The sequence below is a fragment of the Mycobacterium sp. 050128 genome (assembly GCF_036409155.1).
Taxonomy (GTDB): Bacteria; Actinomycetota; Actinomycetes; order Mycobacteriales; family Mycobacteriaceae; genus Mycobacterium.
In genome coordinates this window covers 644,718-670,444 of sequence record NZ_JAZGLW010000001.1, presented here as the reverse complement: position 1 = coordinate 670,444, position 25,727 = coordinate 644,718, and the positions used below count along the sequence as shown (strand labels likewise).

General features: G+C 62.5%; 20 protein-coding genes. 5 read left to right on the top strand and 15 right to left on the bottom strand.

Translation table 11 applies throughout. The features are described 5' to 3' along the window. Positions 1 to 248 precede the first annotated feature (248 nt). On the top strand, positions 249 to 446 hold the full coding sequence (locus tag SKC41_RS03225; RefSeq protein ID WP_330976287.1) for a helix-turn-helix transcriptional regulator: 198 nt from the start codon (positions 249 to 251) through the stop codon (positions 444 to 446). After that, the gene (locus SKC41_RS03220) at positions 443 to 889 is read left to right on the top strand and encodes a hypothetical protein (RefSeq protein WP_330976286.1); all 447 of its coding nucleotides are present in this window, start codon (positions 443 to 445) and stop codon (positions 887 to 889) included. Before SKC41_RS03225 ends, SKC41_RS03220 begins: the two co-directional genes overlap by 4 nt. 215 nt (positions 890 to 1,104) lie before the next feature. Here the strand turns inward: SKC41_RS03220 and SKC41_RS03215 are convergent, their stop codons facing one another. The 9 genes from SKC41_RS03215 to SKC41_RS03175 form a co-directional block, all read right to left on the bottom strand. Further along, complete coding sequence (locus SKC41_RS03215; RefSeq protein WP_330976285.1) at positions 1,105 to 1,827, bottom strand: GIY-YIG nuclease family protein; 723 nt, start codon at positions 1,825 to 1,827, stop codon at positions 1,105 to 1,107. Between the two features lie 20 nt (positions 1,828 to 1,847). Next, positions 1,848 to 2,444: a recombinase family protein gene (locus SKC41_RS03210; protein ID WP_330976284.1), complete on the bottom strand. Its 597-nt coding sequence runs from the start codon at positions 2,442 to 2,444 to the stop codon at positions 1,848 to 1,850. A gap of 264 nt (positions 2,445 to 2,708) precedes the next feature. Next, positions 2,709 to 4,466: a hypothetical protein gene (locus SKC41_RS03205; RefSeq protein ID WP_330976283.1), complete on the bottom strand. Its 1,758-nt coding sequence runs from the start codon at positions 4,464 to 4,466 to the stop codon at positions 2,709 to 2,711. 336 nt (positions 4,467 to 4,802) lie between these two features. Continuing rightward, positions 4,803 to 8,552, bottom strand: coding sequence for a hypothetical protein (locus tag SKC41_RS03200; RefSeq protein WP_330976282.1), 3,750 nt, complete (start codon positions 8,550 to 8,552; stop codon positions 4,803 to 4,805). A gap of 399 nt (positions 8,553 to 8,951) precedes the next feature. Continuing rightward, a complete protein-coding gene (locus SKC41_RS03195) occupies positions 8,952 to 9,956 on the bottom strand; it encodes a zinc-binding dehydrogenase (RefSeq protein WP_330976281.1) in 1,005 nt (334 codons plus the stop codon). A 122-nt stretch (positions 9,957 to 10,078) separates the two neighbouring features. Then, the gene (locus tag SKC41_RS03190) at positions 10,079 to 11,023 is read right to left on the bottom strand and encodes an aldo/keto reductase (protein WP_330976280.1); all 945 of its coding nucleotides are present in this window, start codon (positions 11,021 to 11,023) and stop codon (positions 10,079 to 10,081) included. A gap of 15 nt (positions 11,024 to 11,038) precedes the next feature. Next, entirely contained in the window at positions 11,039 to 11,788 is a 750-nt protein-coding gene (locus SKC41_RS03185) for a cysteine hydrolase family protein (RefSeq protein ID WP_330976279.1), read from the bottom strand. Positions 11,789 to 11,860: 72 nt separating this feature from the next. Then, positions 11,861 to 12,427, bottom strand: coding sequence for a TetR/AcrR family transcriptional regulator (locus tag SKC41_RS03180; protein ID WP_330976278.1), 567 nt, complete (start codon positions 12,425 to 12,427; stop codon positions 11,861 to 11,863). A gap of 69 nt (positions 12,428 to 12,496) precedes the next feature. After that, positions 12,497 to 12,667, bottom strand: a complete 171-nt coding sequence (locus SKC41_RS03175) for a hypothetical protein (protein ID WP_330976277.1) — start codon at positions 12,665 to 12,667, stop codon at positions 12,497 to 12,499. A gap of 88 nt (positions 12,668 to 12,755) precedes the next feature. Between SKC41_RS03175 and SKC41_RS03170 the strand changes: the two genes are divergently transcribed. Then, positions 12,756 to 13,781, top strand: a complete 1,026-nt coding sequence (locus tag SKC41_RS03170; RefSeq protein ID WP_330976276.1) for an FkbM family methyltransferase — start codon at positions 12,756 to 12,758, stop codon at positions 13,779 to 13,781. Positions 13,782 to 13,787: 6 nt separating this feature from the next. Here SKC41_RS03170 and SKC41_RS03165 read toward each other — a convergent pair whose 3' ends face one another. The 6 genes from SKC41_RS03165 to SKC41_RS03140 form a co-directional block, all read right to left on the bottom strand. After that, positions 13,788 to 15,773 carry a molybdopterin-containing oxidoreductase family protein gene (locus SKC41_RS03165; RefSeq protein WP_330976275.1) on the bottom strand — a complete coding sequence of 662 codons (1,986 nt, stop codon included), beginning with the start codon at positions 15,771 to 15,773 and terminating at the stop codon, positions 13,788 to 13,790. Positions 15,774 to 15,945: 172 nt separating this feature from the next. Continuing rightward, positions 15,946 to 17,283, bottom strand: coding sequence for a hypothetical protein (locus tag SKC41_RS03160; protein ID WP_442931550.1), 1,338 nt, complete (start codon positions 17,281 to 17,283; stop codon positions 15,946 to 15,948). Positions 17,284 to 17,374: 91 nt separating this feature from the next. Then, positions 17,375 to 18,352 (bottom strand): DUF1254 domain-containing protein, encoded by a 978-nt coding sequence (locus SKC41_RS03155; RefSeq protein ID WP_442931549.1) that lies wholly within the window; start codon positions 18,350 to 18,352, stop codon positions 17,375 to 17,377. 31 nt (positions 18,353 to 18,383) lie between these two features. Beyond that, complete coding sequence (locus tag SKC41_RS03150) at positions 18,384 to 19,619, bottom strand: cytochrome P450 (RefSeq protein ID WP_330976272.1); 1,236 nt, start codon at positions 19,617 to 19,619, stop codon at positions 18,384 to 18,386. A gap of 114 nt (positions 19,620 to 19,733) precedes the next feature. Further along, the gene (locus tag SKC41_RS03145) at positions 19,734 to 20,966 is read right to left on the bottom strand and encodes a cytochrome P450 (RefSeq protein WP_330978734.1); all 1,233 of its coding nucleotides are present in this window, start codon (positions 20,964 to 20,966) and stop codon (positions 19,734 to 19,736) included. 105 nt (positions 20,967 to 21,071) lie between these two features. Beyond that, positions 21,072 to 23,258 carry an FUSC family protein gene (locus SKC41_RS03140; protein ID WP_330978733.1) on the bottom strand — a complete coding sequence of 729 codons (2,187 nt, stop codon included), beginning with the start codon at positions 23,256 to 23,258 and terminating at the stop codon, positions 21,072 to 21,074. A gap of 199 nt (positions 23,259 to 23,457) precedes the next feature. Here SKC41_RS03140 and galT point away from each other — a divergent pair, with 199 nt between their 5' ends. Both galT and SKC41_RS03130 read left to right on the top strand, forming a co-directional pair. Further along, complete coding sequence (galT, locus tag SKC41_RS03135; protein ID WP_330978732.1) at positions 23,458 to 24,570, top strand: galactose-1-phosphate uridylyltransferase; 1,113 nt, start codon at positions 23,458 to 23,460, stop codon at positions 24,568 to 24,570. Then, on the top strand, positions 24,567 to 25,655 hold the full coding sequence (locus tag SKC41_RS03130) for a galactokinase (protein ID WP_330976271.1): 1,089 nt from the start codon (positions 24,567 to 24,569) through the stop codon (positions 25,653 to 25,655). The genes galT and SKC41_RS03130 overlap by 4 nt, the downstream gene beginning before the upstream one ends. Positions 25,656 to 25,727 lie beyond the last annotated feature (72 nt).

Genomic DNA, 25,727 nt, shown 5'->3' with positions numbered 1-25,727 from the left:
TGACGTTAGGGCTGGTCTGGTGTTGATGCATGGCAGTTGTGGCACTGGGAACTAGGCCGCAGACTGGGCTCCCGGTTTACGCCAAACTGACCGCGCCACCGTCGGACGGGTCGACATACGCTGGGTGCGTTGGCAGCAAGAGTCATTCAACGAAGTCATGGGAGTCGAACACTGTTTCTCTGAATCACTCGCGCTATGCGGCGAGTGAAGTCGTTTCAGCACAACTCATTTCGAATATTGGAGCAGCAGTGAGCGAACTACTTCGCACCCGCGAGGTGTACGAGAAGACCGGCATTCCCGTCGCCACCCTCCGGTGGTGGCGTCACCGAGGCGAGGGGCCACCATCCTTCAAGCTGGGACGAAAGACCGTGGTGTATCCCGCAGATGCACTGGATGTTTGGATCAGTGCTCAGCGAGCTGTCACCACCAGGGGTGACCAACAATGACGATCGAAGCTCCTTGGGTGAAGGCATCCCAAGCTGGGTGGGAACAGCGCGCTTTGGAACTGGCGCAACCTCTTTGGCTCAAGGTGGCCTGCATGGCGTATGCGCGCGTCGGGGCCAGCGGCCATGCCGGTTTCGATCGCGGTGAGTTGGCGGAGCTGATGGGCAAGGGTCGACAGGATATTCACCGCGCGATACGAACTGCGGTCGAGTATGGCTGGCTTGAAGTTGGATCGTGCACGGAGTGTCTGATTCCCCCAGGCGATTTCATCGAGATGGGCTTCGGCAATAGCCGTAAGGTGTGCAAAGTCCATCGCGGGCTAAGAGAGATCAATAGAGAAGCCGCGCAAACATTCTGGTCAGAAGGTCGTGCCGGAGCACTCACTGCTTCAGATGTCAGCAATCAGTCCTTACATGCCCATACATTCAGTGCTTCGAGCAGTTGATGCGTGGGCGCGTCGGTGACGCATCTACCGTGATGAGTGTCGTCTGAATGCCCGGCAGCGAATCCCGCGCAGCGTGCTCGCGGCCTATCGAACGCAATTGAAATTGTAAATGCTCCAACACAAGTTGGTCGGGGAGAGAGGGCCGGGTTTGCGCGGGTGTCCGGGCGCTTCGCGTGTTTGGGGTCCCCCCCAGACATCCAACTCTGCAACCCGCCTCAGATTGACTCAGGGTGTGGAGCAGGTTCATCCAGATACGCCGCCAACTCAGCACATCGGTCTTGGGTCATGCCCCAGTACTCTGCGTTGTCCTGCACTCGCGCAAGTGCTGTGCGAATTGCTCCATCACCGACTTGGCTTACAAGCAAGGGCGTTCGGGCAATCACCAGATCGAATTCCTTCATCTCGGCACTGGCATCGGCGTCTAACTCTCGGATTGTTCGTCGGGACACCATAAGACTGTCCCCGCGGCCGGTGAGCATGTCGAACCATCCGCCCGTTAAGACTCCAGCCTTGGCCGCGCCCTCGGTGCTAGCGCCGATCTTGTTCCACGGTGGGATGGACCCATATCTGATCCGGTGCCCTTCGATCAGTTGGCCCTCCGCACGGGAAGATGCGCCTTCATACTTGTCATCGGCAATCGCCGATTGCAGGATGACGCTGTACCCAAGTCGGGGATGCGTTTGGAACCAATCATTAATCTCTTGAACCTTATTGCCGCGGGGCAGGCGGCCCGTTAGACCGTTGTGAGTGGCGAAGCGACCGGCCAGATTATTCGACACCCCGACATACAACGCGTCGTGCGTCTCTGGGTCCCAAAAGCAATACACACCAGCAGGACTCCAGATCATGCTATCGATCGGGAGGAGGCTCTTCAGGCTTGCCCGCATTTCCCGTCGTTCTGCGTCGGTATAAACGTCACGCACGACCACCGATAGCATTTCGCAATCTTAGTGCCTGTTTATTCGGCATCCTCCGCGAGCACTCGATAGACCGTGGCCCTACTGACGCCAAGCGTGGCCGCGATAGTGCTTGCCGACTCTCCGCTGGCGTGCATCCGCTGTGCCAGGCCCACTTTGGAAACGTCCAGTGCCTTCGGACGACCGACAGCCTGCCCGCGTGTCCTACGCGCCTCCCGCGCAGCAGACCGACGCTCGCGACCCAATTCCAATTCCAACTCAGCTAGGCTCGCCAGCACACCTGCCACCATGCGCCCAGTCGCGTTCGATGTGTCGATACCCTCGCGAAGCGACCGCAAAACGATGCCACGTTCACGTAGCTCGCGAATGGTGGTCATCACTTCGGCTGCGTTTCGGCCCAAGCGGTCGATGCCAACCACCACGATTGCATCTCCTTGGCGGGCGTAGTCCAGCAGTGCAGCAAGGCCAGGACGCTGCTCACGAGTCGACGTGCCAGAGAGCTTGTCGGTGTAGATGCGGTCAGTGTCGACTCCTGCCGCCGCGAGCGCATCGGTCTGTTGGTCAAGCGACTGGTGCCCCATGCTGACTCGGGCGTAGCCCAAGGTGGTTCCAATCATGGCGGGTGCGGTGATCGACATGAGAGTATCGTCTCAAAAGTCTCATAACACGTCAATATGAGACGATATTTTTGAGTCAACTTTTGAGACACTGCGAACTGATAATTGGTGTCGCTGAACCGATCTCTTAGATAGCGTTTCAAATCTAAAGATTTGAGACGTTGTGTCTTTGCACCCGGCAAGAACTGTGGGAAGCGCGGCCGCGCCCGGCTACCGCAGTGGCTTGTGACCTGCGTCCGTTGCGGGTGGAGCCAGCGTCGCCTGCTGAGACTTGGTAGGCCACCACTAACCGTCCGTACGCTGCCGCTGCCATTCGCCCTCTTCGCTCCCAGCGATGGGCGGTAAGAGGTCCACCGGCGTCTGCAGGATTCGAGCGCCCGCCTCAAGGAACTGTAGGCACCACGGTGGCCCTACGCGGCTGACCCAACTAGGGAGGATGAAGTCGAAGGAAGTGTCAGGTGTGTCGGGTGAGCGATTGAGTGCAAGCGCAAGCTGCACCACTGGGCCGAGAACCTCGCCGAACGATGTTACATACCGCTCCCGTGCATTTAGGTTGTCGTCGGGATCGATCCACGGTTCGAATGCGGCGCGTACCTCTGAAGGTTCGGGACCGGTGCTCGAAGCAAGGTATCGCCCGACTGCCAGAACTGCGACTGATCGGTCCGAACTGAGCCCGGCGCTATCCAGGACAAACCTTCCTTCCTCTGACTTGCGCGCCTCTTCCAGCCGGTAAAGTTCGAGTTCCGGCCAAGCCACGCGCCGGTAGTCGGAGCGGACTTGACCTAGGAAAAGCTGGGCTGTCGCGGCTGCATTCGCTCGCGGGCTAAATTCGACGTCTGATGGTCCTCGGTCGTGGGTGTCTGATGGTGGTTCTCGGTCGTGGGTGTCGGATGGTTCTCGGGCTTGAGTTGCGTACAGCGGCAGGGAAAACCGGTCTAGTCGTGGAAGCTGCTCGTCCCAAGCCGCGACTGCCGCCGACACAATACGCACTAGATCCCAGTTCGACGGCGTCGAGTCGGGACTGAGACTTGGAGTCGAGGCCAAATTGGCGGCAGCCGCCGCCGGTGGGCGAACATTGCCGGCCCGTAGACGATTTACCTGGCTTAGAAAAGGATTCGGTGTCATTTTTGTGCCATCTTCACCGATTTTCAGGATAGTCCCCAAGGCAGAAGCCAACCCCCGGAGCCCCTTGATCAGGAGCTCGAGTTGCTCCTCATCGGTTTGCTTCGTCTTATTGCTCAACGCATCGGTTACCACGCGAAGCACGAGAACGCGGTAACTCAAACCCAATGCCTCCATCGTGGAAGCGATACCGAAGCTCTCCATCTCGATGAGTACAGGTTTGGGCATATCCGGCGGCGTCGCCCACCTCTTCGCTAGATCGATGTACCAGGCAAGCCCCTCGGAGTACGTCCATTCCCCCTTTTCGTAGATGGGACTGGCCGGTGGCGGTGGCGTTTTGATTGGCCCCTTCGGGAGCTTGCCCGGCGAGACACGGACCACCTGGTCGGTGGCAAGAACGTGGGCGTCGTCAAGGTCGAGCCCAAACACGGAACCCGGAGCAGATGCTGAACCGGCTGGCAGCTCAATGGGTTTCAGTGGGGCTTGCGTGTTGGGTTCGGTCGGGACGATCCATTTGTTCCTTAGCATGACGACCTCGCCGCCAGGTGCGGGGTCTACCACTCCCAGTGACATGTATGAAACCCAATCGACCCGAAACACCTGACCAACCAGAGCCGGTTCGACTGCTCCGCAACACCCATAGAATATGAAGTAGTCGACATCGCAATTCTGAATTGTGTCCTTCGTCGCCCTGGCGAGGGCAGCCCCGGCGATGGCATTCCCCTGAGCAAGTAGCGCCTTGTGCTGAATCCGCGCTGTGCTGCCGTCGGACAACTTGCCCTCTACCACTTCCCCCAGCAGTTTCGCCGTCCAGACCGTTACGTTCGGCCCGCTTGGGTCACTAAGAATCCCGAGCAACCCTCGTACAGCCGTTGCCTCGTTCTCGGTGAAAGTTAGTATTGCAACGCTCACATCCGCCACGAGCGATATCGTAGCGCCGGAGTGCAGGATATAGGCGTCGAATAGCTCGCCGTCGGTCTTCCCTGTTGATCCCTGTCACGCAGTGTTAGTAACCTCGAGAAAACCAGCGGGCCGTTTGCATGCGTGACAATCACGACGATCTCGCGGCCATCCTTAGGATGCTGGGCATGTTGGCCATCTGAACTTGCAAACATCAATGGCGTACGTGACACGCTCTGCCGCCATCATCGTCGCGAGCCCGATGCTTTCGCTGCGGCATTTTAGAAACCCACAACAAAAGTTGTGCGACACCCGTATGGCGATACCCATGCGACTACCGGGCATGTCAGTCATGCATCACTCGATACCTTGACGACGCCGCTGCGCCTCGGCATCCTCACGACGCCCATCGGCCAAGTATGTCTCAGCGAGCGAACGAAGAATTGACGCCACTCGTGGATGGGTAGTCACGATCCGCTCGGACAAACCCCGGTACTTCTCTCCGAGCGCGTGCTCTTGCGCGCCACCTTCCCTGAGTGATCGCCAAGTCGCTCCGCGTTTGTTGAAGCAGCCGATATGGAACCCCTGATCGAGTTTGTCGTTGCCCACAGCTTCGATGAAGTCGCGGACGGTAGTACACGGCCACGACCCGTCGCTATCCTCGGGAGCGAATGCTAGTGTTTGTCCGATTACCCGTAGTCCGACTCGATAGCGGTCGGCCTGTTGCAACAGCGGTACTACTCCCTCATACCACTGCCCTAAAGCTGTGGCATCGATAGTTTCGCCTCGCCCGGTACTTCCGGGGACCCTTTTCCACATGCGCAGCAATTCGTGGGCGTTCGTCGCTATTTGAGGCGCGACGCCATCCGCGTCCTCGGTTTCGTCGGAGGCGCGTTTATATGCATACGAAATGATCTGCACAAAAAATTGCGGATCAGTCGCGAGCTTGCGCTCAAGTAGTAGTCCGTCAGCAGCTTCCTTGCCCAGCATCGGCAAGAAGCTCCATTCCAGTTGTGCAGTTCGCGTTTCGTCGAAGTCGGCTGCACGTAGGTATGCGATTGATGATTCGACCTGGTACGGCAATATTCGGTAAGAGTTGGTGCGACTAGCGAGGAGGGCTTCCAATGCCTCGGCAACGTATTGGGGCTCAGGCCTTGCGTCCTCATTGCCATGTAGATAAATATTTATTAGGTCAAGCGCTTTGCCAGGTTGGCCGTTGTCAAGCAGATGGCGGGCTGCTTCATTCGTCAGCGCGAAGTCCAAGCCTCGGCCCACGATACGAAACTCCTGCCAATACACCTCTTGAACTTGAACATCGGACTGGGCAACTTTTGCCCATGCCGTAGTTAATTGCGGTACATGAGAGAGGAGGCGTGCCTGGATTAACGGGCGGTCAGAGAGTTCGTCGACGAGGCCGATTAGTAAATCTGGATCGGTTTCCGCCCGCCTGCGGAAATAGCCGCCGACCATAGCTACCACTCCGTCCCTCTGATCATCGAAAAGGCGCGCCACGCTAAGGTCCTCAATGATGTCAGCGTCTGGGAGAGAATAGCCAACTAGAGCGGGGATCTTAACCTTCTGACAGAAATTATTAATTCCGTCGAGCCCTTGTGCTTCCGCGATTAACTGAAGGCTTTCTGTGCGCATCTGGCGTAGCGATTCTTCTGCGCTCGGAATATCTACAACACGGATCCCTGGATACATCTCATCAAACAACCAGCGGTTACTGATGCTCGGACTCTCAGGCGCAAGTCGTGCGATTGCTCCTTCCAACCTGTTTAGTTCTTGCTCCGGCAAGGCCCATGGCGCATCGCTGTATTCGCGATGCTGCCGCAGCAGATCACTGCCTGCCCTCCAAAGCTCATCGCCATTGGATTCCGTCAGATTGTCAGCGGTTGCGATGGAATCCAACACTTTCGAACGTTCATCAGGCGGGAAGTCGCCAAGTCGTGGGATGACACTTGGCCACAGTGAAGCGTCCTGGCTGAGCTTTGCCAATACGCGGTCTACGATCATGCCGATGCGCTTCACATATTCCGGCAAGTCGGTATCTTCGCCTTCAATTTCTAAACGGAAGCGCGGCCTCACAGTGTCAAGGATAAGTTCGCTTGTCCCAGGCAATAGCTTAATCAAGAGTTGAATGCCTACGTCGGGATGACGCTGGACGAGGGCATCTAAAACCTGAAACCGTTCCTGAGTCGACGCGAGCGTCTGTGGCGTGTGCAGTCGAAAGATGCTGAGCAGACTGTTGAGCGGGCGGTTCTGAAGTCTTCCGCCTTGATCTATCTCATCCAGCTGAGCGAGAAGGTCGACCGCACGGCCAAAAGTCTGACGATCCCAAGCTGCCACTTCCAACGCCCACAACACACCAGTATGCGGGCTCGAAGTTGTGAAAGAGCTACCCTGATCGTCAAGGAAAATCTGGGCAGCGAATTCAGACATACGAACCGCGCTAGCTAGCGCATTCAAGAACTGATCTGGACCCGCTTCGGCAAGAAGCGGTAGGACATCGGAAAGTGAAGACCAAAGTTGGATCGATTCATCGTTATTCGCACGATTAAATAACGCATTTACCATGCCTGTGGCCCAACCCGTGGCGGTTAATCCGTCGCCAAGATCGATGTTTGTCCCCCGTGCGCCGAGCAGTGCCAAAGTGACGGCCAGTCCCCGTCTCAACTCGCGTGAATGGAGTCGAGACCTTCCCAAAATCGCCGCCTGCCACCGTCGTTCCGGTGGTAAATCAAGTGCGGGATCGACGGAAGCTAGAACGTTTTGAACAGCGCGTTCTAATCCGACAAAATCGGATCGTATCAGCTGAAGTTCACTGAGTTCAATTTGTTCTTCTGGGTTAACGACCGCCCATACTGATCCGACGTTCGAAAAAATCGGATCTGACTCGCGGACTGCCGTACGCAGTTCTTCTTCTACTTCCTCAAAGCTATGGTTAACAACTACGCCGAAAGCATCCAGATCTCCTGACCGAGAGGTAGTCCAAGATCCCAAGAGCCACGCCCGACGGAGGCTTGCGTCAGAAAGCACACTGCGCCACTCTGATCCGATCGGTGGTCGCTGGGATGCAACGCGCTGAAAGCTGCGAACACTCGTACCCGCAGCCCTCGCAAGTCGTCGCGCGAAAGTTGATTGCACCCCCTCGGCTTGGAGCAACGACTCGACCTGCTCAATGTCAACAGGCGGTAGTTTGAGGTCGGCTGGGGTGTTGTCCGCACAAAGCAGAATTACGTGAGACGTCGCTTGCTCAGCATCTCGAAGAACCTCTTCCCGGTACGGCAATAGGAGAAGCAAGTCCCCCGAGCTATCGAACCGTCTCAATGCTGCTGGGTCATGCACAATCAAGCAACGCGCCAGAAGATCGGTAGAAATGTCTTCTTGCGTGCTGAGAATGGTAGCTGCCACAAAAGCTAGGGTATCGTCGACGCTTTTCGCGCTGATGGTCGTTAGTCGCCGATCCTCCTCGAACAAATTTAAAAGCTGTTGTGAGGAATCCGCACGGCCCGCTAAGACGGTCGAAAACGACAGCGCGGGTGACGTTCTAGTTGAGAATCGCGACCACCAACGGTCAAGGCTTTGAGCGGAATTTGCTGGCTTGTCAAGGAGTTCGCTGAGCCAGATATGAACGGCGGGGGAATCCTCCAAAACCTGCATAATGTTGTCGACGTCGTACACCCGCACATCAGCCCAGTTGGAGGACTCTTTCTTCCTAGCTGACCAGTCTTCCTTGTCCTCCCAACGATGAGGAGTAACGAAAACGAAAGTGCATTCCGGCGGATTCTCACCGAGTGGATCTAAGGTCCTCTTTCTAAAATCTTTATTTGCCTTCGCCCTGAAATCGTTGCTGACGCCTAGTTCCCACAGGCTCCGTCCCCTGGGGACGAAAGGCGTCGCGCGCAGCGCGTCAATTATGCCGTCGTAACCCTCCACGCCAGCGCCCTCCGCGTCGCGCATCTCGGACCGAACAACCTGATCGTTGTCGCGCAGGATCAGTCGGCGGATCAACCCAGGGAACTCGTACCTGCTGATAACTCGCTGCGGCCAGTCCATGATGTCGGCGCTATCTGCAAGGTGCGGCCGACGAGCATCGGGGGACACAACAGCAAAAGTACACAGCCACACCCGCCCACGATGGACTCCGCCGGTGCGCCCTCACGGACCGTTGGTCAGGCGGTACACGGGCCTGGCTGTGCAAGCTTGACGCCAATGCCTCGCGGGCCACGACCCTGACAGCTATGCGTAAACAAGTTGTACGCACATGTCACCCCAAGGAGCAGAACGGCGCCAACGCTAGACTAGCCATAGCCGCAGGTAAAATGCTCTTTTGCAATTGCGCCCACACTAGCCATCGTCAGCAAACGTTCAGAATAGCGGACTGTAAATCCGTCGGCTTACGCCTACACTGGTTCGAATCCAGTACCTGCCACCACAGCTCAGATGCTATTTTCGTCCACGGCAACGGGTTTGGCGCCGGGGCCGGGCGGCGCGGTTCGAGCGTCAGGCACCGTCGATTTCGGCCACGATCTTGCCGAGGACTTTGCGCTCGCCCAGCCGCGTGAGCGCTTCCGGGATGTCGTTGAACGACACGGTTTCACCGACCGTGTTCGCGATGGCGCCGGCGTCGGCCAATTCCTCGAGGCCGCGCAAGATCCCTTCGAGATGCGCACGGCTGTAGCCCGCCGCGAGCACGCCGACCAGTGTGGTGTTCGTCATGACCATCATCCCGACGTCGGGGGTCGGCCACGTGCCGCTGGCGAAGCCGACGGCCAGATGCCGGCCGTCGCGCGCCAGGGCGCCCATGGCCGCGGTGCCCTGCGCACCGCCGACCGGATCGAAGATCACGTCCAGACCGGCCCAGTCGGTCGCTTCGCGCAGCGCATGCGCGAGTGGTGTTCCGTCAGAAGCGGTTTCGCCGTGGGCGACGACGACGTGGTGGGCGCCCAGGGACCGGCAGTATTCGGCCCTCTGCTCGTCGCTGACGACGGCGAGTACCTTCGCGCCCTTGGCGTTCCCGAGTTGGACCGCCGCGATGCCGCTGCCCCCGGCTGCGCCCAGCACCGCGAGGTGTTCTCCCGCTTTGAGTCCGCCGCGATCGACCAGGCCGATCCATGCCGTCATGTTGGGGATCCAGAATCCGGCCGCGGCGGAGTCGTCCATGCCGGCGGGAGCGGGGAAGACGGTGCCGGCGTGCGCGAGAGCCCCCGTGGCGAAGGATCCGTTGCCGCTGACAAAGTCACTGACTCCCAGCACGCGGGTGCCGATTGCGATGTCGACGCTCGGCCCGACCGCGGTGACGGTGCCGACCAACTCCTGGCCGGGCGTAAACGGCAATGGGGGCGTCAGCGGGTAGGTGCCCCGACACATCAGCACATCCGGTAGGCCGAGGCCGGCTGCCGTGACGTGGATTCGTACTTGATCGGCGCCGGGCTCCGGCAGCTCGCGGTCCACTTGGCGCAAGACGTCGGTCGGCTCACCGCTGCCGTGGACCTGCCAAGCTTTCACGTTCTCTCCTCAGCCGGCCGGTGCTTTAATCACATAATAATTACACCGTAATTTTCCGACGGGCGACGGGCGGTCCGGGAAAGGGCTGTGTCCCGGCCAGGTGTTCGGCGAATGCCGGCGCCTCAACTTCCCGTCGGCACTTCGGCGAATCCCGGTACTCCCGCGTCCGCAACGGAATTGAACCGGTGGCGGGTGTCGAGGCTCTCGTTGATGTCGTCGATGGCGCTCTGGGGAAGCGCGGTGACATCGAAGTTCTCGCCGATGCGCCGGGGATTTACCGACGAGGTCAAAACGGCACTACCGCGCTGAATTCCCCAGGCCAGCAACACTTGTGCGGGGGTCTTGCCGTAACGCCGCGCCATATCGACGATTAGTGGGTCGTCGAGCAGTCGCGGTTCCAGTGCATGGCCCAGCGACGCAAAGGCCAGCAGAATGATGCCGTCGGACTTGCACAGCTCGTGCAGTTCCCATTGCGGGTGATAGGGATGCGACTCCACCTCGACGACCGCGGGTTTGATTCGGGCGGCATCGATGATCTTTCGGGTGCCCTCGACGCCGATGTCGGACAGACCGATCGCGTGGGTAAGCCCTTCGTCGACAAGCCCTTCCATCGCTGTCCACGTCTCTTCTAACGTGACACCGTCGTCGTAGACGACAGCTCCGTGCACGTCGCGGGGATCTTGATCGTCGCCCGGGCGAAACGCAAAAGGCGTGTGCACCAGGTAAAGATCGACAGCGTCGAGCCCGAGTCTGTCCAAGCTGGCTTGCAGCGCGGGCCTGACCCGTTCGGGTCGGTGGTTGTTGTTCCACAGCTTCGTGGTCACGAAGAGTTCCTCGCGCCGAACCGTTCCCTGCGCGAACAACTCTTTGAGCGCCGCCCCAACCTCCGCTTCGTTGCGATACCGTTCGGCGGCGTCGAGGTGGCGGAACCCCACTTCGACCGCGGTCTTGACGGCATTGTGTGTTTGGCCGCGATCGGATAGCGAAGTGCCGAACCCCAGCGCCGGGATCTGGCCGCCGTTGTTCAACGCGAGTTTGTGTTGGTACAGCTTCTCGGTTGTCTTCATGTTGTGCGCCTTTCTTTAGTATTGACGCGAAAGAGGTTCGGCGCCAATGGGTTTCTTCAACTGGACGACTGCCTCCGCAGTGGTCCACACGGCGCTGGCGAGGAAACGGAAGTTCACCAGTGCGGCTAGGTAGCCGTCGCCTTCGGGCAGGCGTGGTCCGGCGGTGGCGTCCTTGACGACGACGACCTCGAAGCCCTGCTCGATCAGTTCTCGCAGGTGTCCTTCGACGCAGAGGTTGGCGGCCATTCCCGCCAAGACCACCTGGCCGATGCCGCGCTTGCGCAATTGGAGGACAAGGTCGTTCGACTCGGGACCGACGATCTTGTGTGGAGACGCGATGACCGTTCGCCCATCATGAATGTGGTGTGAGTACTCCGGCAGGAAATCGGCCCCGGAGCCGGCGAAGCCGTCACTGGTGTACGCGCCCCGGCGCTCGAACATGCCGACGTTGCTCATGAACTGTTCAAGCGGATCACCAAACCGCCATTGGCTGTCGGTGGGATAGAAGTAGTGCGGCGATACCGCGACGATGATACCCGCAAGCCTGGCCGCGTCGAACAGTTCGCCGATGTGCGCGACGGTGTTGTTGTCGTCGACGCTGGCACCGAACACCGGCCAGGCAACCCCGTCGGGACTGAGAAAGTCGATTTGCGGATCGGTGACGACGAGGGCGGCGTGCTGATGATCGAGCTCGAAGTTCGAGCTCGGCAGCCCGGGGTTGTCCGGTTCGTCGTACCCGGACGGGTCGGTGGTTGGGGGCGCCATGCATCCGATAATAGATGACCAGTCGTCTATAAATCAAGAGGCCGCACTACCGTGTTCCGAGCGGCATGAGGTTCAGCGCAGCAGGGCCGGCACGGTGACCGTTTCGAACCGCTGATACGGGTCGCGGCTGCGGGTCACCTTCCCGCGCAGGGCGGCGCCCTCCCACGATTCGATCAGCAGGGAGGCGAGTTCGGCCGCATCGAGGTCGGATCGGATGTCGCCGGTGCCGCCCTGGCCCGAACGCACGCATGCGGTCAAGGCCGTATCCCAGCGTTGCAGAATACGGGCGAGCTCGGCGCGTACCGGTTCGCTCGATCCGGCAAGCTCGAGCGACAGGTTGCCGACCAGGCAGCCGAGCAGGAATTCACCCGATTCATGTTCGTCGGCGAGGGCATGAAAAAAACGCGTAATGCGCCGCTGTGCCAATCCATCTCCGTCGAGAATGGGCAGCAGCCGCGTTTCGATGCCGGACCAGTAGTGGTCGAGTATTGCCGCGGCGAAAGCCTCTTTGCTCGGAAAGTAGGCGTAGAAAGAGCCCTTCGGAACGCCGGCCGCATCGGTGATGTCCTTGACGCCACTGGCGGCAAAACCGCGCGCATGTACGAGTTCGAGTCCCGCCGCAAGCAGGCGGCGGCGCACGTCGGGGTTCGGCGGCCGTGGCATGCCAGCAATAATAGCCGACCGGTCACCTATCTTTTGGCGGCGGTGCTAGCAGCGTGCGCCGGGCCCATCGACCACCAAGCCCGAGCATCCACTGCGGCAGCGCATCCGGTAGATGACGCGTCCGACGGTGTTCCCCCGCGAGGAGTACTGATACCAGACCAGCGCGTCGGCTTGGCCCTGGCACTTTCGGCATTGTTCGGTTTCACGTTTGTACATTGGCGTCCTCCATCCAGCGGAGCGGGGGGAATCGTCCAACGGTGGGCGACTTGAATTTAAATTACCGGAGCATTATTGCTGAGGCGCGTTGGCGCGCCGAGAGTTTTACAACCGTAAACGCGAGGCGACACCATCGCCGCTCAATCGCAACATATTTGGTACACAGCGCGCGAAAGGCTGCGGTCCATTTCAGTGTTCGTCTTGTCCTAGACGGCACATGGCGAAATGCCGAATACTTGACTTCGTGGTTATGGCGGACGTTCCGGACGGTACCAGCAGGATTTCGGATTTCTGGGACCTTGTTGTCCCGCAACGCATTACTGAGGTCGTCGACGTCGGTGCGAATCCGATCGATTCCGAGCCGCCCTATACATCAATGCTGGCCGCGAGACTATGTCGGGTAACGGGATTCGAGCCGCAGGCCGATCCGCTGCGAACGTTGCTGAGCCGCAAAGGCTTGCCGGAGCGCTATCTGCCGTATGCCGTGGGCGATGGCGAAGCGCACACGCTCAACGTGTGTCAGGGATCCGGAATGACGAGCCTGCTCGAGCCGGACCCGGCGGCGCTGGACGTGTTCGAGTACCTCAAGCTGCCGGGGCGAGTGGTCGAGCGGGTATCCGTGCAAGCGCACAAGCTCGATGACATTTCCGAGATTGAACACATCGACTTTCTGAAGATAGACGTTCAAGGAAGCGAACTCGCGGTATTTCGCGGCGGTACAGCGAGACTCGCCGAGACGGTCGCGATACAAACCGAGATTTCATTCGTGACGTTGTACAAAGACCAGCCGACGCTGGGCGACATCGACTCCGAGCTGCGCAGCCAGGGATTCATTCCGCACGGTTTCCGCGAGATCAAGCTATGGCCGATTTCGCCGTGTGTGGATCCGCGCCAGTCCATCAACCAGCTCCTGGAAGCCGACATGGTGTACGTGCGGGACTTCATCCACACGGAGAAGATGAGTGACGAACAACTCAAGCACCTGGCCCTGATCGCGCACTACTGTTATCGGTCGTTCGATCTGGCGCTGCGCTGTGTGGTGCTGCTGGAGCGCCGGAAGGCGCTCGAGGTCGGGACCAGGCAGGGCTATTTGAACCTGTTGGCGGCCAATTGATTCCAATCAGGCCGGATGCAGGCTGACGGCGATGCCGGAGTAGCGGACCATACCTGTCACCACGTCGATGTCGTCCTTGTTGGTCAGCCGATTGACATTGGCCTGATGGTGGCCATGCGGGATCGACACCGCTCCACGCCGCATCGCTTCGTCGACCTTGGCGATGCCGGTCAGTTCTCCGTTGGCACTGCGCACGGTCACGCGCCCGCCGCCGACGACGCCCGCGGCGGCGCCGTCCTCGGGGTTGATCAAGATCTCCGGCCCCTCGCCGAGAAAGTCCAACTGTCCGTTGAGCTTTCGACGCTGACGGCGCGGCACCATCACTAGTGGCGGGGGCGGCTGCAGAGCAGCGAGTTGGTCGACGAGCAGCGGCGGGGCCAACCGCCAGCCGCCGATGCGCCCGATGTGGTCTTCCACCCACGCCGCCGGCAGTTCACGAGGCACCTCGGCCCAACCCGTAGCGGCGACTTCGTCGTACTTGGCTCGGGCGCCGGCCAACAGGACCGAGAGCACGTCGTCGTCGGTGCTGCTGTCCGGGTCTCCGAGACTGCCGAGGTCGTGGCCGAGCCGTTTGCCGATTTCGGCGAAGACCCACCACATCGAGCGCCGCTCGCCGACCGGATCCACGACCGCGGAACTGTATTGCACGGACACGTGCGAGCTCAGGATGTCGTGAATGGTGATGTCAGGTCGTTCCAGGGGATCCTTGGTGGGCAGCACGTGGGTGGCCAACTCGGTGGTCTCGTTGTTGATGATCTCGGTGGTGGCGAAGACCTCGAGGTTTTGCAGTGCGGGGATCAGTTTGCCGGTTTCGGGAAACGAGGTGACCAGGCTGCCGCCGACGTTGATCAATGCGCGGATGTGTCCGGCCGCGATCTCGTCGGGCAGCACGGCGCACGGCCATTCGTTGATGAACGCCTGCGCCTCCGGGCGGCTACGCGGGCCCGGTCCGAACGACCCCTCGATCGGTGTGATCGGCAGGAACTCGCCGAAAGTTTCCATCTGGTAAGCGAATCCGGGGTGGAACCAGGTACCGCCGGGCCGGTTCATCGCGCCGGTGAGAATCATCAGCACCCACGCCAACCACTGGGTGACATTGGCCCGCTCGGCCGTCATCGTCACGCCGGTGCCGGTCTCGACCGCCACGCACTTGGCGGCGCGCACGGCCGCGCACAGTCGCGTCAGTTCCGCGGCCGGGACGTCGGCGAGCGCGGCGGCGTGTTCGAGGGTGAATGGCTCAACTGCGGCGGTCAGCTCGCCGATACCTTGAACGGGCACATCGGTTTTCATACCGTCACGCAGAACCTCACGCACCAGGTAGGCCAGCACCGCGTGGTCGGTGCTGGGGCGCGCCGCCAGATGGCCGGTGGCCAGTCGCGCGGTCTCGGTGCGCCGCGGGTCGATCACCCACACCTGTCCGCGCTTGGCGATCTCGCGCACGGTGCCGGTCGGATTGGGCATCGAAATCGCGTGGCCATGCGAGACCACCGGATTGACGCCGACGAGCATCAGAAAATCGCAGCTGTCCAAATCGGTGCGGCCGGACAGGCCCATGAACCCGCCGACCAAATCAGAGACCAGAGGTTTGGCGGTGCCGTCGATGGTCAGTGGGCTGAACTTCGCCGGTGTGCCGATCGCGGCGTGGAGCGCCTCGGCCATCCGGAAGCCCGCACTCTCCATGGTGCTGAAGTAGAAGCCGACCGATTCCGGGCCGTGCCGGTCGATGATGTCCTTCAACCGGGTACCAAGGTCGTCGAGACAGGTGTCCCAAGTGGTGTCTTGCAACCGGCCGTCGATCCGGATCCGCGGCCGTTCCAGCCGGTCCGGATGGTGGTGCAGCTGCGGCAGGGCCCGGCCCTTCGGGCAGCAGTAACCCTGCGAAAACGGGTGGTCCTGGTCGCCGCGGACGCGGACCACCTCGTCGCCGTCGACGTCGACGAGAATGCCGCACACAGACGTGCAGATGCGGCAGAAGCTGCGCACGGTTTTCATACGTCGATAACGTACTCTCGCATACCGAGAAGCACTATCGCCTTTTTGATAATGGCATTTCCCGGTGGCTACGGCTTTGAGTGTGCGTCCAGGGTGCTCTCGGTCGGCGTGTCCCCGCCCCCAGTGCACACGCAAAGCCGGGGGTGCACACTCAAGGCGCCGCGGCGCGGCGTCAGAACCAGGGGCCGGGGTAATGGCCCTCCTGGTCTTGCACCATGACGATCTCCTTGCACTCTCCGCCCGCGGTGGTCTCGCCGCGGCAGACCAGCGTCCAGCCCGATATTCGCTCGAACGGCCGGATGGACCAGTTGGTCGCGACCGGATCCGGAGCGGGTAGGGCCAGCACCGAGTACGTTCCGCCGATGTTCGAGATGTAGAGGTGGTTGCCGAAGAACGCCATCTTGGCGATCGGCATCTTCTTGGCGTCCTCTCGGTTCTTCAGCAGGTCCCAGTGCTGGGTGCGCAGGTTCCACACTCCGAAGCCGAACTGCGAATCGGCCGAGTCCCGGGCGTCGACGAATAGCTGTCCGTCCGACAACGTCGCTGTCAATCCGCCGCCGGAGATCCGGTCGGTGTCGCCGACCTTGATGATGGCTTTGGAATTCAGGTCGAAGAACATGGTCGACACGGCGGTGGGGGAGTCACGATGAGTGATCTTCACCAATTTGTCTGGCCCGTCTGATAATTCGGCATCGACGGTCACGATATCGTTATCCTGATAGATCGGTTCCCCCGACGGCCGGCGCAATTCAGCCCCAGAGTCCTTGCCGGGCTGGGTGTTTCGCTGAAACGACAAGACATCCGGCCAGACTCGACCGGGTTGCGGGTCGTTCCACGACATGGACAGGTCGGCGCCGGAGAGAATGACGGTTCGCGGCGGCGACGCGGTCGTATGCCCGTCGGTGAAGGCGTTGAGCCACGCGGCGCCGGATGTCGTTGCGCCAAGCCGCCATTGCTTCGGTTCGCTCAATTTCAAGTCGGGACTTGGTGCTTGCAATTCTTTCGTCGCCGCCGACTTTCCGGTCTTGAAGTCGAAGGCGTAGGCGGTGGTCTTGGTGACCTCGGGTGCCGGCGCCTGCGCCGGTTTGAGGGTCGTCACCACATAGATGACTTTCATGTCGTCCGCGGTGCCCGAAAGCGCGCAGATGGCTCCGGTGACGTTCTCGCCGGCGGGAATCGTCGGCAGCGACGGCGCTACGTATTGTCCTGATTTGGTGTCGAATATTTTGGGGCGAATGTCTTCGAGTGCGGATTTGCTCACCGAGAATTCCTCGGGACAGCCGAAGTAAGCCGTTCCGCCGTAGCTTTTCCAATCTTTCTCCAGCGGGCCGGTGATCGGCGGCGGTGGTGGAGCCGAACTGGTGGTGGTCGTCGAAGCAGAAGTCGAGGTCGTCGACGTTACGGCTGGTGGGGACGCGGTCTCCGAACACGAGGCAAGGACCAGGCAGATTGCCGGCCCGAGCAGGACAAGCCGGTGTCTGGGCACACTTCGGCCCTTGAACCCACGCATCAGTGAACCCCCGTTAACTTCGTGTAACCAAGGAGCGTAAGGCGGGTTCGCTGGGGCCGCGACCCGTGGGGTCTTTCTCACAATTGCGCGATCACGAAACCGGTTGGGCCTCGGGGAATGTCCACTGCCCATCGAGGATCTTTTGTTGCGGCCGGTAGAGGCGGACCAGGTAATTCCAGCCCGCAGTGATCGGCAGGCAGTTGGCAGTCGCGGTATCACACCCGCCGAATTGGATGGTGATCGCGCCGCTGTTGTCGCGTTGCGCGGTGATGTTGTTCAGTGAATAGGCGTTGAGCGGGTTCGGGGTGAAGTAGCCGTCTTTGTTGTAGACCGTGACCGACCAGAAGCCGTCGACCGGCACCTCGTCCACGGTGAGCAGGTAAACGCTGGCGCCGTCATTTTCGACGGGATGGAAACTGAAATAGATCGCGTCTTTTTCCGGATTGCCGCCCCACGCCGACGCCGAACCGGCCAGGTGGCGCACCGGGTCGGTGTCGTTCCGGGTCCCGAACATCCGGTGGGAGTCGGGCAACGTCGCCGAAAGCTGAACGAGAGCTTCGCGAACCGACTTTTGGCTGACGGGATCCCAGTTTGGAATCTCGAAAGTCCCGGCGGCGTCCTGGTGTACCGCGACCGCATCTTGCAGTCGGTGGACCTCGTCGAGGTCGGCATCGTCATTGGGATCGACGAGGGTGCGGATCACCACGGCGACATAGCGCGTGCCAATGTCGTTGTGGGCGAGGGTGTGTTCGCCCTGACCGTAGAACACGGCGGGCACATAGTGGTCCTCGGTGATGACCTGCATCGACATGAACCGGGCGGCGGAGTCGGGCAGCACTATCGTCACCGGCGCGGCGTCGAGGTCGAAGACGCCCGCCGAATACAAGGTGTCACGGTTGGGGCGCACCACCAGCTGCTTGTCCAGCGGCGTCAGCTCCCGGATGTGCATGAATGTTCCGAACCCGCCGCCGTTGACGATATTGCCGAAATACAAGTCGCTTTCGGCCCTGGCGAAGTTGTCGGGTGAGACCAGCACCGCGCCGTCGGGTGTCGTCCGCTCTGCCACCATTCGGACCCTACGCGCGTAGCGCAAGCGCTGACTATCGGGCGGCTTCGAACTCGATGGGCACGCTCGTCGGCCCGCTCAAACTCACCATCGGCTTCCAGGGCACCGGGCCGGTGATGCGTGGGTTGACCATCCGCTGGCTGAGCACGGTCAGCGCCTCGGCGAGTTCGCGGCGGGCCAGGTTGGCGCCCAGGCAGTAGTGAATTCCGCCGCCGAAGGTGAGGATGGGCGGTGCTCCCTCGCGGGTGATGTCGACGCGATGCGGGGCGTCGTAGACGTCGGGATCGCGGTTGGCCGCAGCGGTGTTCACCAGCACCATGGTGCCGGCGGGGAAAAGATAGCCGTCGAGCTCGGCGTCCTCGACCACCAGGCGCAGGGTCCCGCAGGCGATCGGTGAGTGGCGCATGGTCTCCTCGACCGCGCGCATGGCCAGTTCCGGATGCTGCTTGAGCAAGTGCCACTGCTCAGGGTGCTCGCACAGCACTTGCACCGAGGCGCCCACCTGGTTGCGGGTGGTGTCCGTCCCCGCCAACAACAGACCTCCGGCGAGCATGCGCAGTTCGGCGGCGTCGAGGCGATCGCCGTCGTCCTCGGCGCGGATGAGGTCGGACAGCAGGTCGTCGGTCAGGCTGTGCCGGCGCCGGGCGACCATGTCGTCGACGTAGTCGTCGAGCTCGGCCCAGGCGCGCATCACGCCGGGCTCGAGCTCGCGGATGTCGGCGCTGAAGGTGAAGGCCTTGAAGATCTCGTCGGCCCACAGCGAAAACTGTTGCCAATCCTCACGTGGTGCGCCGAGCAGCGCGCAGATGATCGGGACGGGATAGGGGCGGGCGATGTCGGTGACCACGTCGCAGCCGCCCGCGTCGGCGACCTGATCGACGAGTTCGTTCATCAGGTCGGCCATCGTGTCGTGCAGGCGCAAGGTCGCTTTGGGGGTGAACGCCTTGGACGTCAGACTCCGCAGCCGATGGTGTTGATCGCCTTCCAGGCACAACAGGCTGGTGACCACCTTGTCCCACAGCGGGCCCGACGTGATGCCCTGGACCAGCAGATTGATGCCGGGTGGGATCTGGAACCGGGTGTCGCGTAGGACGGTACGCACGAGTGGGTACGAGAGCACCTCGGGTCCGAACGGCCCGATCGCGATGGGGCTTTGTCGTTGGACCGCTTCGATGCGCGGGTAGACATCCGCGGGAGGTTCCGCGGCGTCGTAGCTCAGCGTGGGCAGGTCGGCATCGAAAACACTTGGGGGAGCAGTACCGACGGCCATGGCGGTCTCCTTAGCCCGGAATCCGCGGGGCACCAGCTTGCGGACAATTACGAGATAATGTATGGCCACGTGGTACGAGTGTCAACGAGGCGCGTGGCAGGTGAGGCCTTCGCCTCAACGCGTGTAGTCGACCTGCCAGTGTTTGATGCCGTTGATGAACGGTGACCGCAGCCGCTGCGGATCGCCCGCGGAGACCAGGTCGGGCATGTGGTCGGCGATCGCATTGAACATGATGTCGATCGTCATGCGCGCCAGGTTGGCACCGATGCAGTAGTGAGCGCCGGTACCACCGAATCCCAGATGTGGGTTCGGGCTCCGTAAGACGTTGAACGCGTAGGGGTCGTCGAAGACCTCTTCGTCGAAATTGGCGGAGCGGTAGAACATCACCACCCGCTGACCCTTCTTGATCGCCACACCGCCGAGCTCGGTGTCGGTCAGCGCGGCACGCTGAAACGCGGTGATCGGGGTGGCCCACCGGATGATCTCGTCGGCCGCGGTCTTGGGTCGTTGCGCCTTGAACAGCTCCCACTGGTCGGGGTGGTCGGTGAAGGCCATCATCCCCTGGGTGATCGAGTTGCGGGTGGTCTCGTTGCCGGCGATGCCCAGCGTGACCACGAACATGCCGAACTCCGCGTCGGAAAGCCCGTCCCCGTCGGCGCCGGCTGCCACCAATGTCGTGACGATGTCGTCGCCCGGGTTCTCGGCCTTGCGGGCCGCCAATTGCATTGCATACCACATCAATTCGCCCGCCGAGGTGAGCGCGTCGTAATCGGCGAACTCCGGGTCGTCGCTTCCGATCATCTTGTTGGACCAGTCGAACAGCTTGCCGCGGTCCTCGGCCGGCACCCCGAGCAACCCCGCGATCGCCTGCAGCGGCAACTCGCAGGCCACCTGCAACACAAAGTCGCCCGAGCCCTCCGCCTTCGCCTGCTGGGCGATCTGCCGTGCCCGCTCATCGAGGTCGGCGCGCAGCCGCTCGACAGCCCGCGGGGTGAAGCCGCGCGCCACGATCTTGCGCAACCGGCTGTGTTCGGGATCGTCCATCATGATCATCGACGCCCGGCCGGCTTCGATCTGACCCTGCGCCTGGTCTTCCCGATAGCGCGGCACGATGGATTTCGACGCCGACGAGAAGACGTCGGTACGCAACGACACCTCGCGGATGTCGCGGTGCTTGGTCACCACCCAGTAGCCGCCGTCTCCGAACCCGCCCTGATCGAGCGGCTGCTCATTCCACCAGATCGGCGCCGCACGGCGCAGTTCCGCCAACTCCTGCACCGGTAACCGGTGGGCGTAGATGTCGGGATCGGTGAAGTCGAACCCCGGCGGGAGGTTGACACTGGCGATGGATGTGCTCCTCGGGAATCGCGGGCTGTGAGGAGATGCTAGCGCTTACCCGCGCCTGGGCATACACATCAGGCTAGATGTCGGCTAGTTGCCGTGCGGGTGGGCTCAACTCGTTGTCGAGTTGGACAGCTTCGGGGTGTCGTGCGCGCCGAGGTTGGTCGCGGCGGTGATGACGGCGCGTTCGATCTGGCGAAGCGCGTGCACCGCGGTGAGGAATCGCCGGGTGTCGGGATGCGGCCCGTTGGCACCGTCTTGGTGGCGGGCCAGCGCCTCGGCGGCGTCGAGCGCATCGGTCGTGGAGTTGACCGTCACCGCGGTTGCCCCGTCGACGAGGGCGATCAGCGCGTCGATGTTGTGCCGGGTCTGATCGGCGGCGGCGGTGAAGGCTTTGCCCATTTCGAACGCGAGCCGTTGCGATCCGACGGGGTCCTGGTAGCGCTCGCTGCTGCGCGCCAGGCGTCGCCCGTAACGGTCGCACGCGGTAAAGATGCGCAGGCCACGCCGAATGCTGCGGCGCCCGGCAAGGCCGGCCACCCCGGCCAGCAGCGGCTTGGCGGTGACCCGGAACTGCTGCAGGTTTCGGTCCAGTTGGCGTGCTTGCTCGGTCGGGCTGACCCCCTCGTCCTCGCCGAACATCGTCGCGGTGGAGATCTCGATCAGCGAGTCCAGAGCCTGCAGGAAGGCCCGAGTGTCGTCACGGATCGCGGTTCTGGTGTTGGTCGGCAGCACCAGGATCGCCACCGTCACTCCGATCACCGCACCGATCGCGGTTTCCTCGATCCGCAACATCAGGACGCCCAAAGAGAATTGACCCATCAAGCCGTAGAGCAGCGCCAGCATCGTGGTAATCCAGAAGGTCATCAGGCTGTAGGTGACCGTCATGAAATAGAAGGCACAGAACAGGCAGACGAAGATCGCGGCCAGCGATGCGGTCTTGTTGCCGGCGAACAGCGTGGCCGCCAGCATGCCGCAGGGCACGCCGAGCATGGTGCCGAACAGCCGCTGCCAGCCCTTGGTCAGCGTTTCGCCCCAGGAGTTGGTGCCGGCGAAGATCACGAACGCCGCGATCACCGCCCAGAACCAACGGGCCGGCGAAACCAACTCGCCGGTGATGATGGCCAACGACGCGGCGATCGTCACCTGGATGGCTTGCCGGGTGGTCTGCGACAGCCCGCTGTCGGCTTTCTCGGCAACGGCGTTGTCTTCTTGCGGGTCGTCTTGCGCATCGTCTTCCGGTTCGGGCGGCTCGGTGCTGCCGGGGCCGGCCACGGCGCCGGTGGTGGCGTGGTCGACGATCGCGCGGACTTCAGCAGTTGCGTTGGCGGCGTTGATGATTGCCAGCGCGAGGCGGCGCACCGCAAATTCGCCGGCGTCGTCGGCGGCGGTGGGCCCGGGCTGCTGGTCGAGGATCCGCTGCGCGCGATTCGCGGCCTCTTGCAGACCGCCGGGCGCTGGAATCCGGATCGCTCGCGCGAGTTCGTCGAGCGCCCCGACCAGTTCGAGGCGGGTGCCGTCCGGGATGGCGGCCGGATTTTCCGCGGCGACGGTTGTCACGGTCCGCCCGGCATTGGCGACCCATTCGATGGCGAGTTCGGCGTCGAACAACCACGGCGCCAGTTGTTGGCTGGTCACTCCGGGCCACAGGACGGCGGGATCGGCGTTATCCTCAATCTGGCCCTGCACCATCAGCGCGGTCTCGTTGAGCCGAGTCGTGCGGGCCCGCATGTGGCGTCGTCGCCGTTCGTCGAGCCGGCCGGTACGAACCGCCTCGGCCGTGGTGCCGACCAGGATGGCCATCCGAGCGCGCAGCGCCCGAATTGTGGCGCGCAGCACGCGTTCTGGCCGTTCGGGCATGACGTAGGTGCTCATCACGAAGGTGCACACCGTTCCCACCACGACGGCGCCGATCATCCACGGCAACTCCGAAAGGCTAGCTCGCAGATACAAAGTGAAGAAAAAGGCCATGAACGCGACCATGCCGAGTGCCCGGCCGCGAGGTCCGAAGCGACGGACGTAGACCGCGGCGAAGACGACTGCCACGAACACGGCGTCGGCGGCCACCGGGTAGGGCGCGAGCACCGCGGCGGCGGTGATGGACAGGGCCGCGGGCACCGGCAGCAGCGCCATCGTGATGCGCTGCTGGCGCGGGTCCGGCTCGTTGACGGATCGGGCCGCGATCATCGTGATGACGACGCCCAGCAACGCGACGGTCAGCGGCTGCCCCGTCGCCCGAGTCAGCACGAAAAGTACCCCCAGCGAGCAGGCCAGCGCGGCCGTCGTGCGAGTCGCCATCCGCAGTCGCAACAGTCCAGGATCGGAGCCGATCCACCAATTTCGCACTCGCTCGTAGTGCTCCACCGTGGATGCGCGCAGCCTGCCGGCGGCGTCGAGCTTTCGGGTATCGCCGAGGCCGCGCTCGTCCACCTCGCGCCCACCCGACACCCGCTACCGCCTCTGTTCTGCCCGCCCTATGGGCAGCGCCACTGCCTGACTGCTGCCGACCAGGCTAGTCTTCGAACTCGTGACAGCGCCGACGCGGGCGAAACTGGCCGACGGCCGTGACCTGTTGTTCTTCGCATTGCCGGGGCACTCGCCTGAGCCGGTCGCCGATCGCAGACCCTTGCCCGAGCGCAGCCCCGACCAGTCGCAGTTGCGGTTCGACCGCTCGACCGGGCAGTGGGTGATCATCGCCGCGCTGCGACAAGACCGCACCTACAAGCCGCCCGCCGACCAGTGCCCGCTGTGTCCGGGACCCACCGGACTGACCAGCGAGGTGCCCGCGCCGGACTACGACGTCGTCGTCTTCGAGAACCGGTTCCCCAGCCTGTCCGGCGCCGGCCGGCCGTTGGGCGCACCCGGCGGCGACGGCTTCGTCTGCGCACCCGGCCACGGCCGCACCGAGGTGATCTGCTTTTCCAGTGACCACACCGGTTCGTTCGCGGAGCTGTCGCCCGCGCACGCTCGGCTGGTGGTCGACGCCTGGCGGCACCGCACCGCCGACATGTTGGCCACCCCGGGTATCGAGCAGGTCTTCTGCTTCGAAAATCGTGGCGAGGAAATCGGGGTCACCCTGAGCCACCCACATGGTCAGATCTACGGCTACCCGTATCTGACGCCGCGCACTGCCACGATGCTGGAGCAGGCACACGAACATCGAAAGCATCACGGCGACAACCTCTTTGCCGCCCTGCTGGCGCGTGAGGTCGCCGACGGCAGCCGCATCGTCGCGCGCACCGAGCTGTTCACGGCGTTCGTGCCATTCGCGGCACGCTGGCCGGTCGAGGTGCACATCTACCCGAACAGGTTTGTTCGCAACCTGCTCGAATTGACCGACGACGAACTCGACGCGTTCGCACGGCTGTACCTCGACGTGCTGGGGCGGTTCGACCGGATGTATTCGGGTCCGCTGCCCTACATTTCGGCGCTGCATCAGTATGCCGACACCGATGCACAGGCGGACGGCTACTTCCACGTCGAGTTGATGTCGATCAGGCGCAGCGCCACCAAGCTCAAGTACCTGGCGGCTTCGGAATCGGCGATGGGCGCGTTCATCGGCGACGTCATGCCCGAAAGCGTGGCCCAGCGATTGCGCGAACTCGCATGACCGTCCGTTACGCGGCTCCCGGCCGGATTAACCTGATCGGGGAGCACACCGATTACAACCTCGGATTCGCGCTGCCGATCGCGCTCCCGCAGCGCACCGTCGTGACCTTTACCCCCGACCGCGGCGATGCGATCACCGTGACCAGCGACCGCGCGGACGCCGCGGTGCGCATTCCGCTGGCCACGGTTCCGGGCGATCTGGACGGCTGGGCGAGTTATGTGGCCGGGGTGATGTGGGCGCTGCGCCAGGCCGGCCATCCGGTGCCGGGTGGGGCGATGTCGATCACCAGCGACGTGGAGATGGGGTCCGGCCTGTCGTCGTCGGCTGCGCTGGAGTGTGCGGTGCTGGGCGCTATCAGCACCGCAGCCGGCGTCTGCCTCGACAGAAAAGTCCAAGCGCGGCTGGCTCAGCGTGCCGAGAATGAATATGTCGGCGCCCCAACAGGTTTGCTCGATCAACTGTCCGCGGTGTTCGGAGGACCGTCGACCGCGCTGCTGATCGACTTTCGCGATGTCACCGTCGAGACGGTGGCCTTCGACCCCGACGCCCGCGGCGTCGCGCTTCTCCTGATCGACTCCCGGGCGCGGCACCGGCATGCCGGCGGCGAGTATGCCGCTCGGCGCGCGTCGTGCGAGCGGGCGGCCGCCGAGCTCGCGGTGTCGTCACTGCGCGAGGTTCAACACCGTGGGCCCACGGCGCTGGCCGGGGTGAGCGATCCGGTCGACATGCGTCGGGCTCGTCATGTGTTGACCGAGAACCGGCGAGTTCTCGATTTCGTTGCCGCGCTGCGTGATTCGGACTTCACTGCGGCCGGACGGCTGATGACCGACTCGCACGCATCGATGCGCGACGATTTCGAAATCACCACCGAGCACCTCGATCTGATCGCCGACACCGCGGTGCGCGCGGGTGCCCTGGGCGCCCGGATGACCGGCGGCGGCTTCGGGGGTTGTGTGATCGCCTTGGTGCCAACCGATCGGGCGCAGACCGTCGGTGAGGCGGTGCGACGGGCGGTGTCGGAAGCGGGGTTCGAGCTGCCGACGATCACCCGCACCCGTGCGGCCGCGGGTGCGGGGCCCGGCTGAGCGCCTCGAGTGCGCGTCCTGGGCGGAAATTCAGCCCATTTCTCGCCCCTGGCGCACACTCAACGGCGTCGT

Bases quoted from the DNA above. Each gene is read 5' to 3' on its own strand.
- SKC41_RS03185 (WP_330976279.1), bottom strand. From the start codon at position 11,788: ATGGCGCCCCCAACCACCGACCCGTCCGGGTACGACGAACCGGACAAC.
- SKC41_RS03160 (WP_442931550.1), bottom strand. From the start codon at position 17,283: ATGCGTGGGTTCAAGGGCCGAAGTGTGCCCAGACACCGGCTTGTCCTG.
- SKC41_RS03215 (WP_330976285.1), bottom strand. From the start codon at position 1,827: ATGCTATCGGTGGTCGTGCGTGACGTTTATACCGACGCAGAACGACGG.
- SKC41_RS03155 (WP_442931549.1), bottom strand. From the start codon at position 18,352: ATGGTGGCAGAGCGGACGACACCCGACGGCGCGGTGCTGGTCTCACCC.
- SKC41_RS03130 (WP_330976271.1), top strand. From the start codon at position 24,567: ATGACCGTCCGTTACGCGGCTCCCGGCCGGATTAACCTGATCGGGGAG.
- SKC41_RS03190 (WP_330976280.1), bottom strand. From the start codon at position 11,023: ATGAAGACAACCGAGAAGCTGTACCAACACAAACTCGCGTTGAACAAC.
- SKC41_RS03150 (WP_330976272.1), bottom strand. From the start codon at position 19,619: ATGGCCGTCGGTACTGCTCCCCCAAGTGTTTTCGATGCCGACCTGCCC.
- SKC41_RS03140 (WP_330978733.1), bottom strand. From the start codon at position 23,258: ATGGCGACTCGCACGACGGCCGCGCTGGCCTGCTCGCTGGGGGTACTT.
- SKC41_RS03210 (WP_330976284.1), bottom strand. From the start codon at position 2,444: ATGTCGATCACCGCACCCGCCATGATTGGAACCACCTTGGGCTACGCC.
- SKC41_RS03220 (WP_330976286.1), top strand. From the start codon at position 443: ATGACGATCGAAGCTCCTTGGGTGAAGGCATCCCAAGCTGGGTGGGAA.
- SKC41_RS03175 (WP_330976277.1), bottom strand. From the start codon at position 12,667: ATGTACAAACGTGAAACCGAACAATGCCGAAAGTGCCAGGGCCAAGCC.
- SKC41_RS03165 (WP_330976275.1), bottom strand. From the start codon at position 15,773: ATGAAAACCGTGCGCAGCTTCTGCCGCATCTGCACGTCTGTGTGCGGC.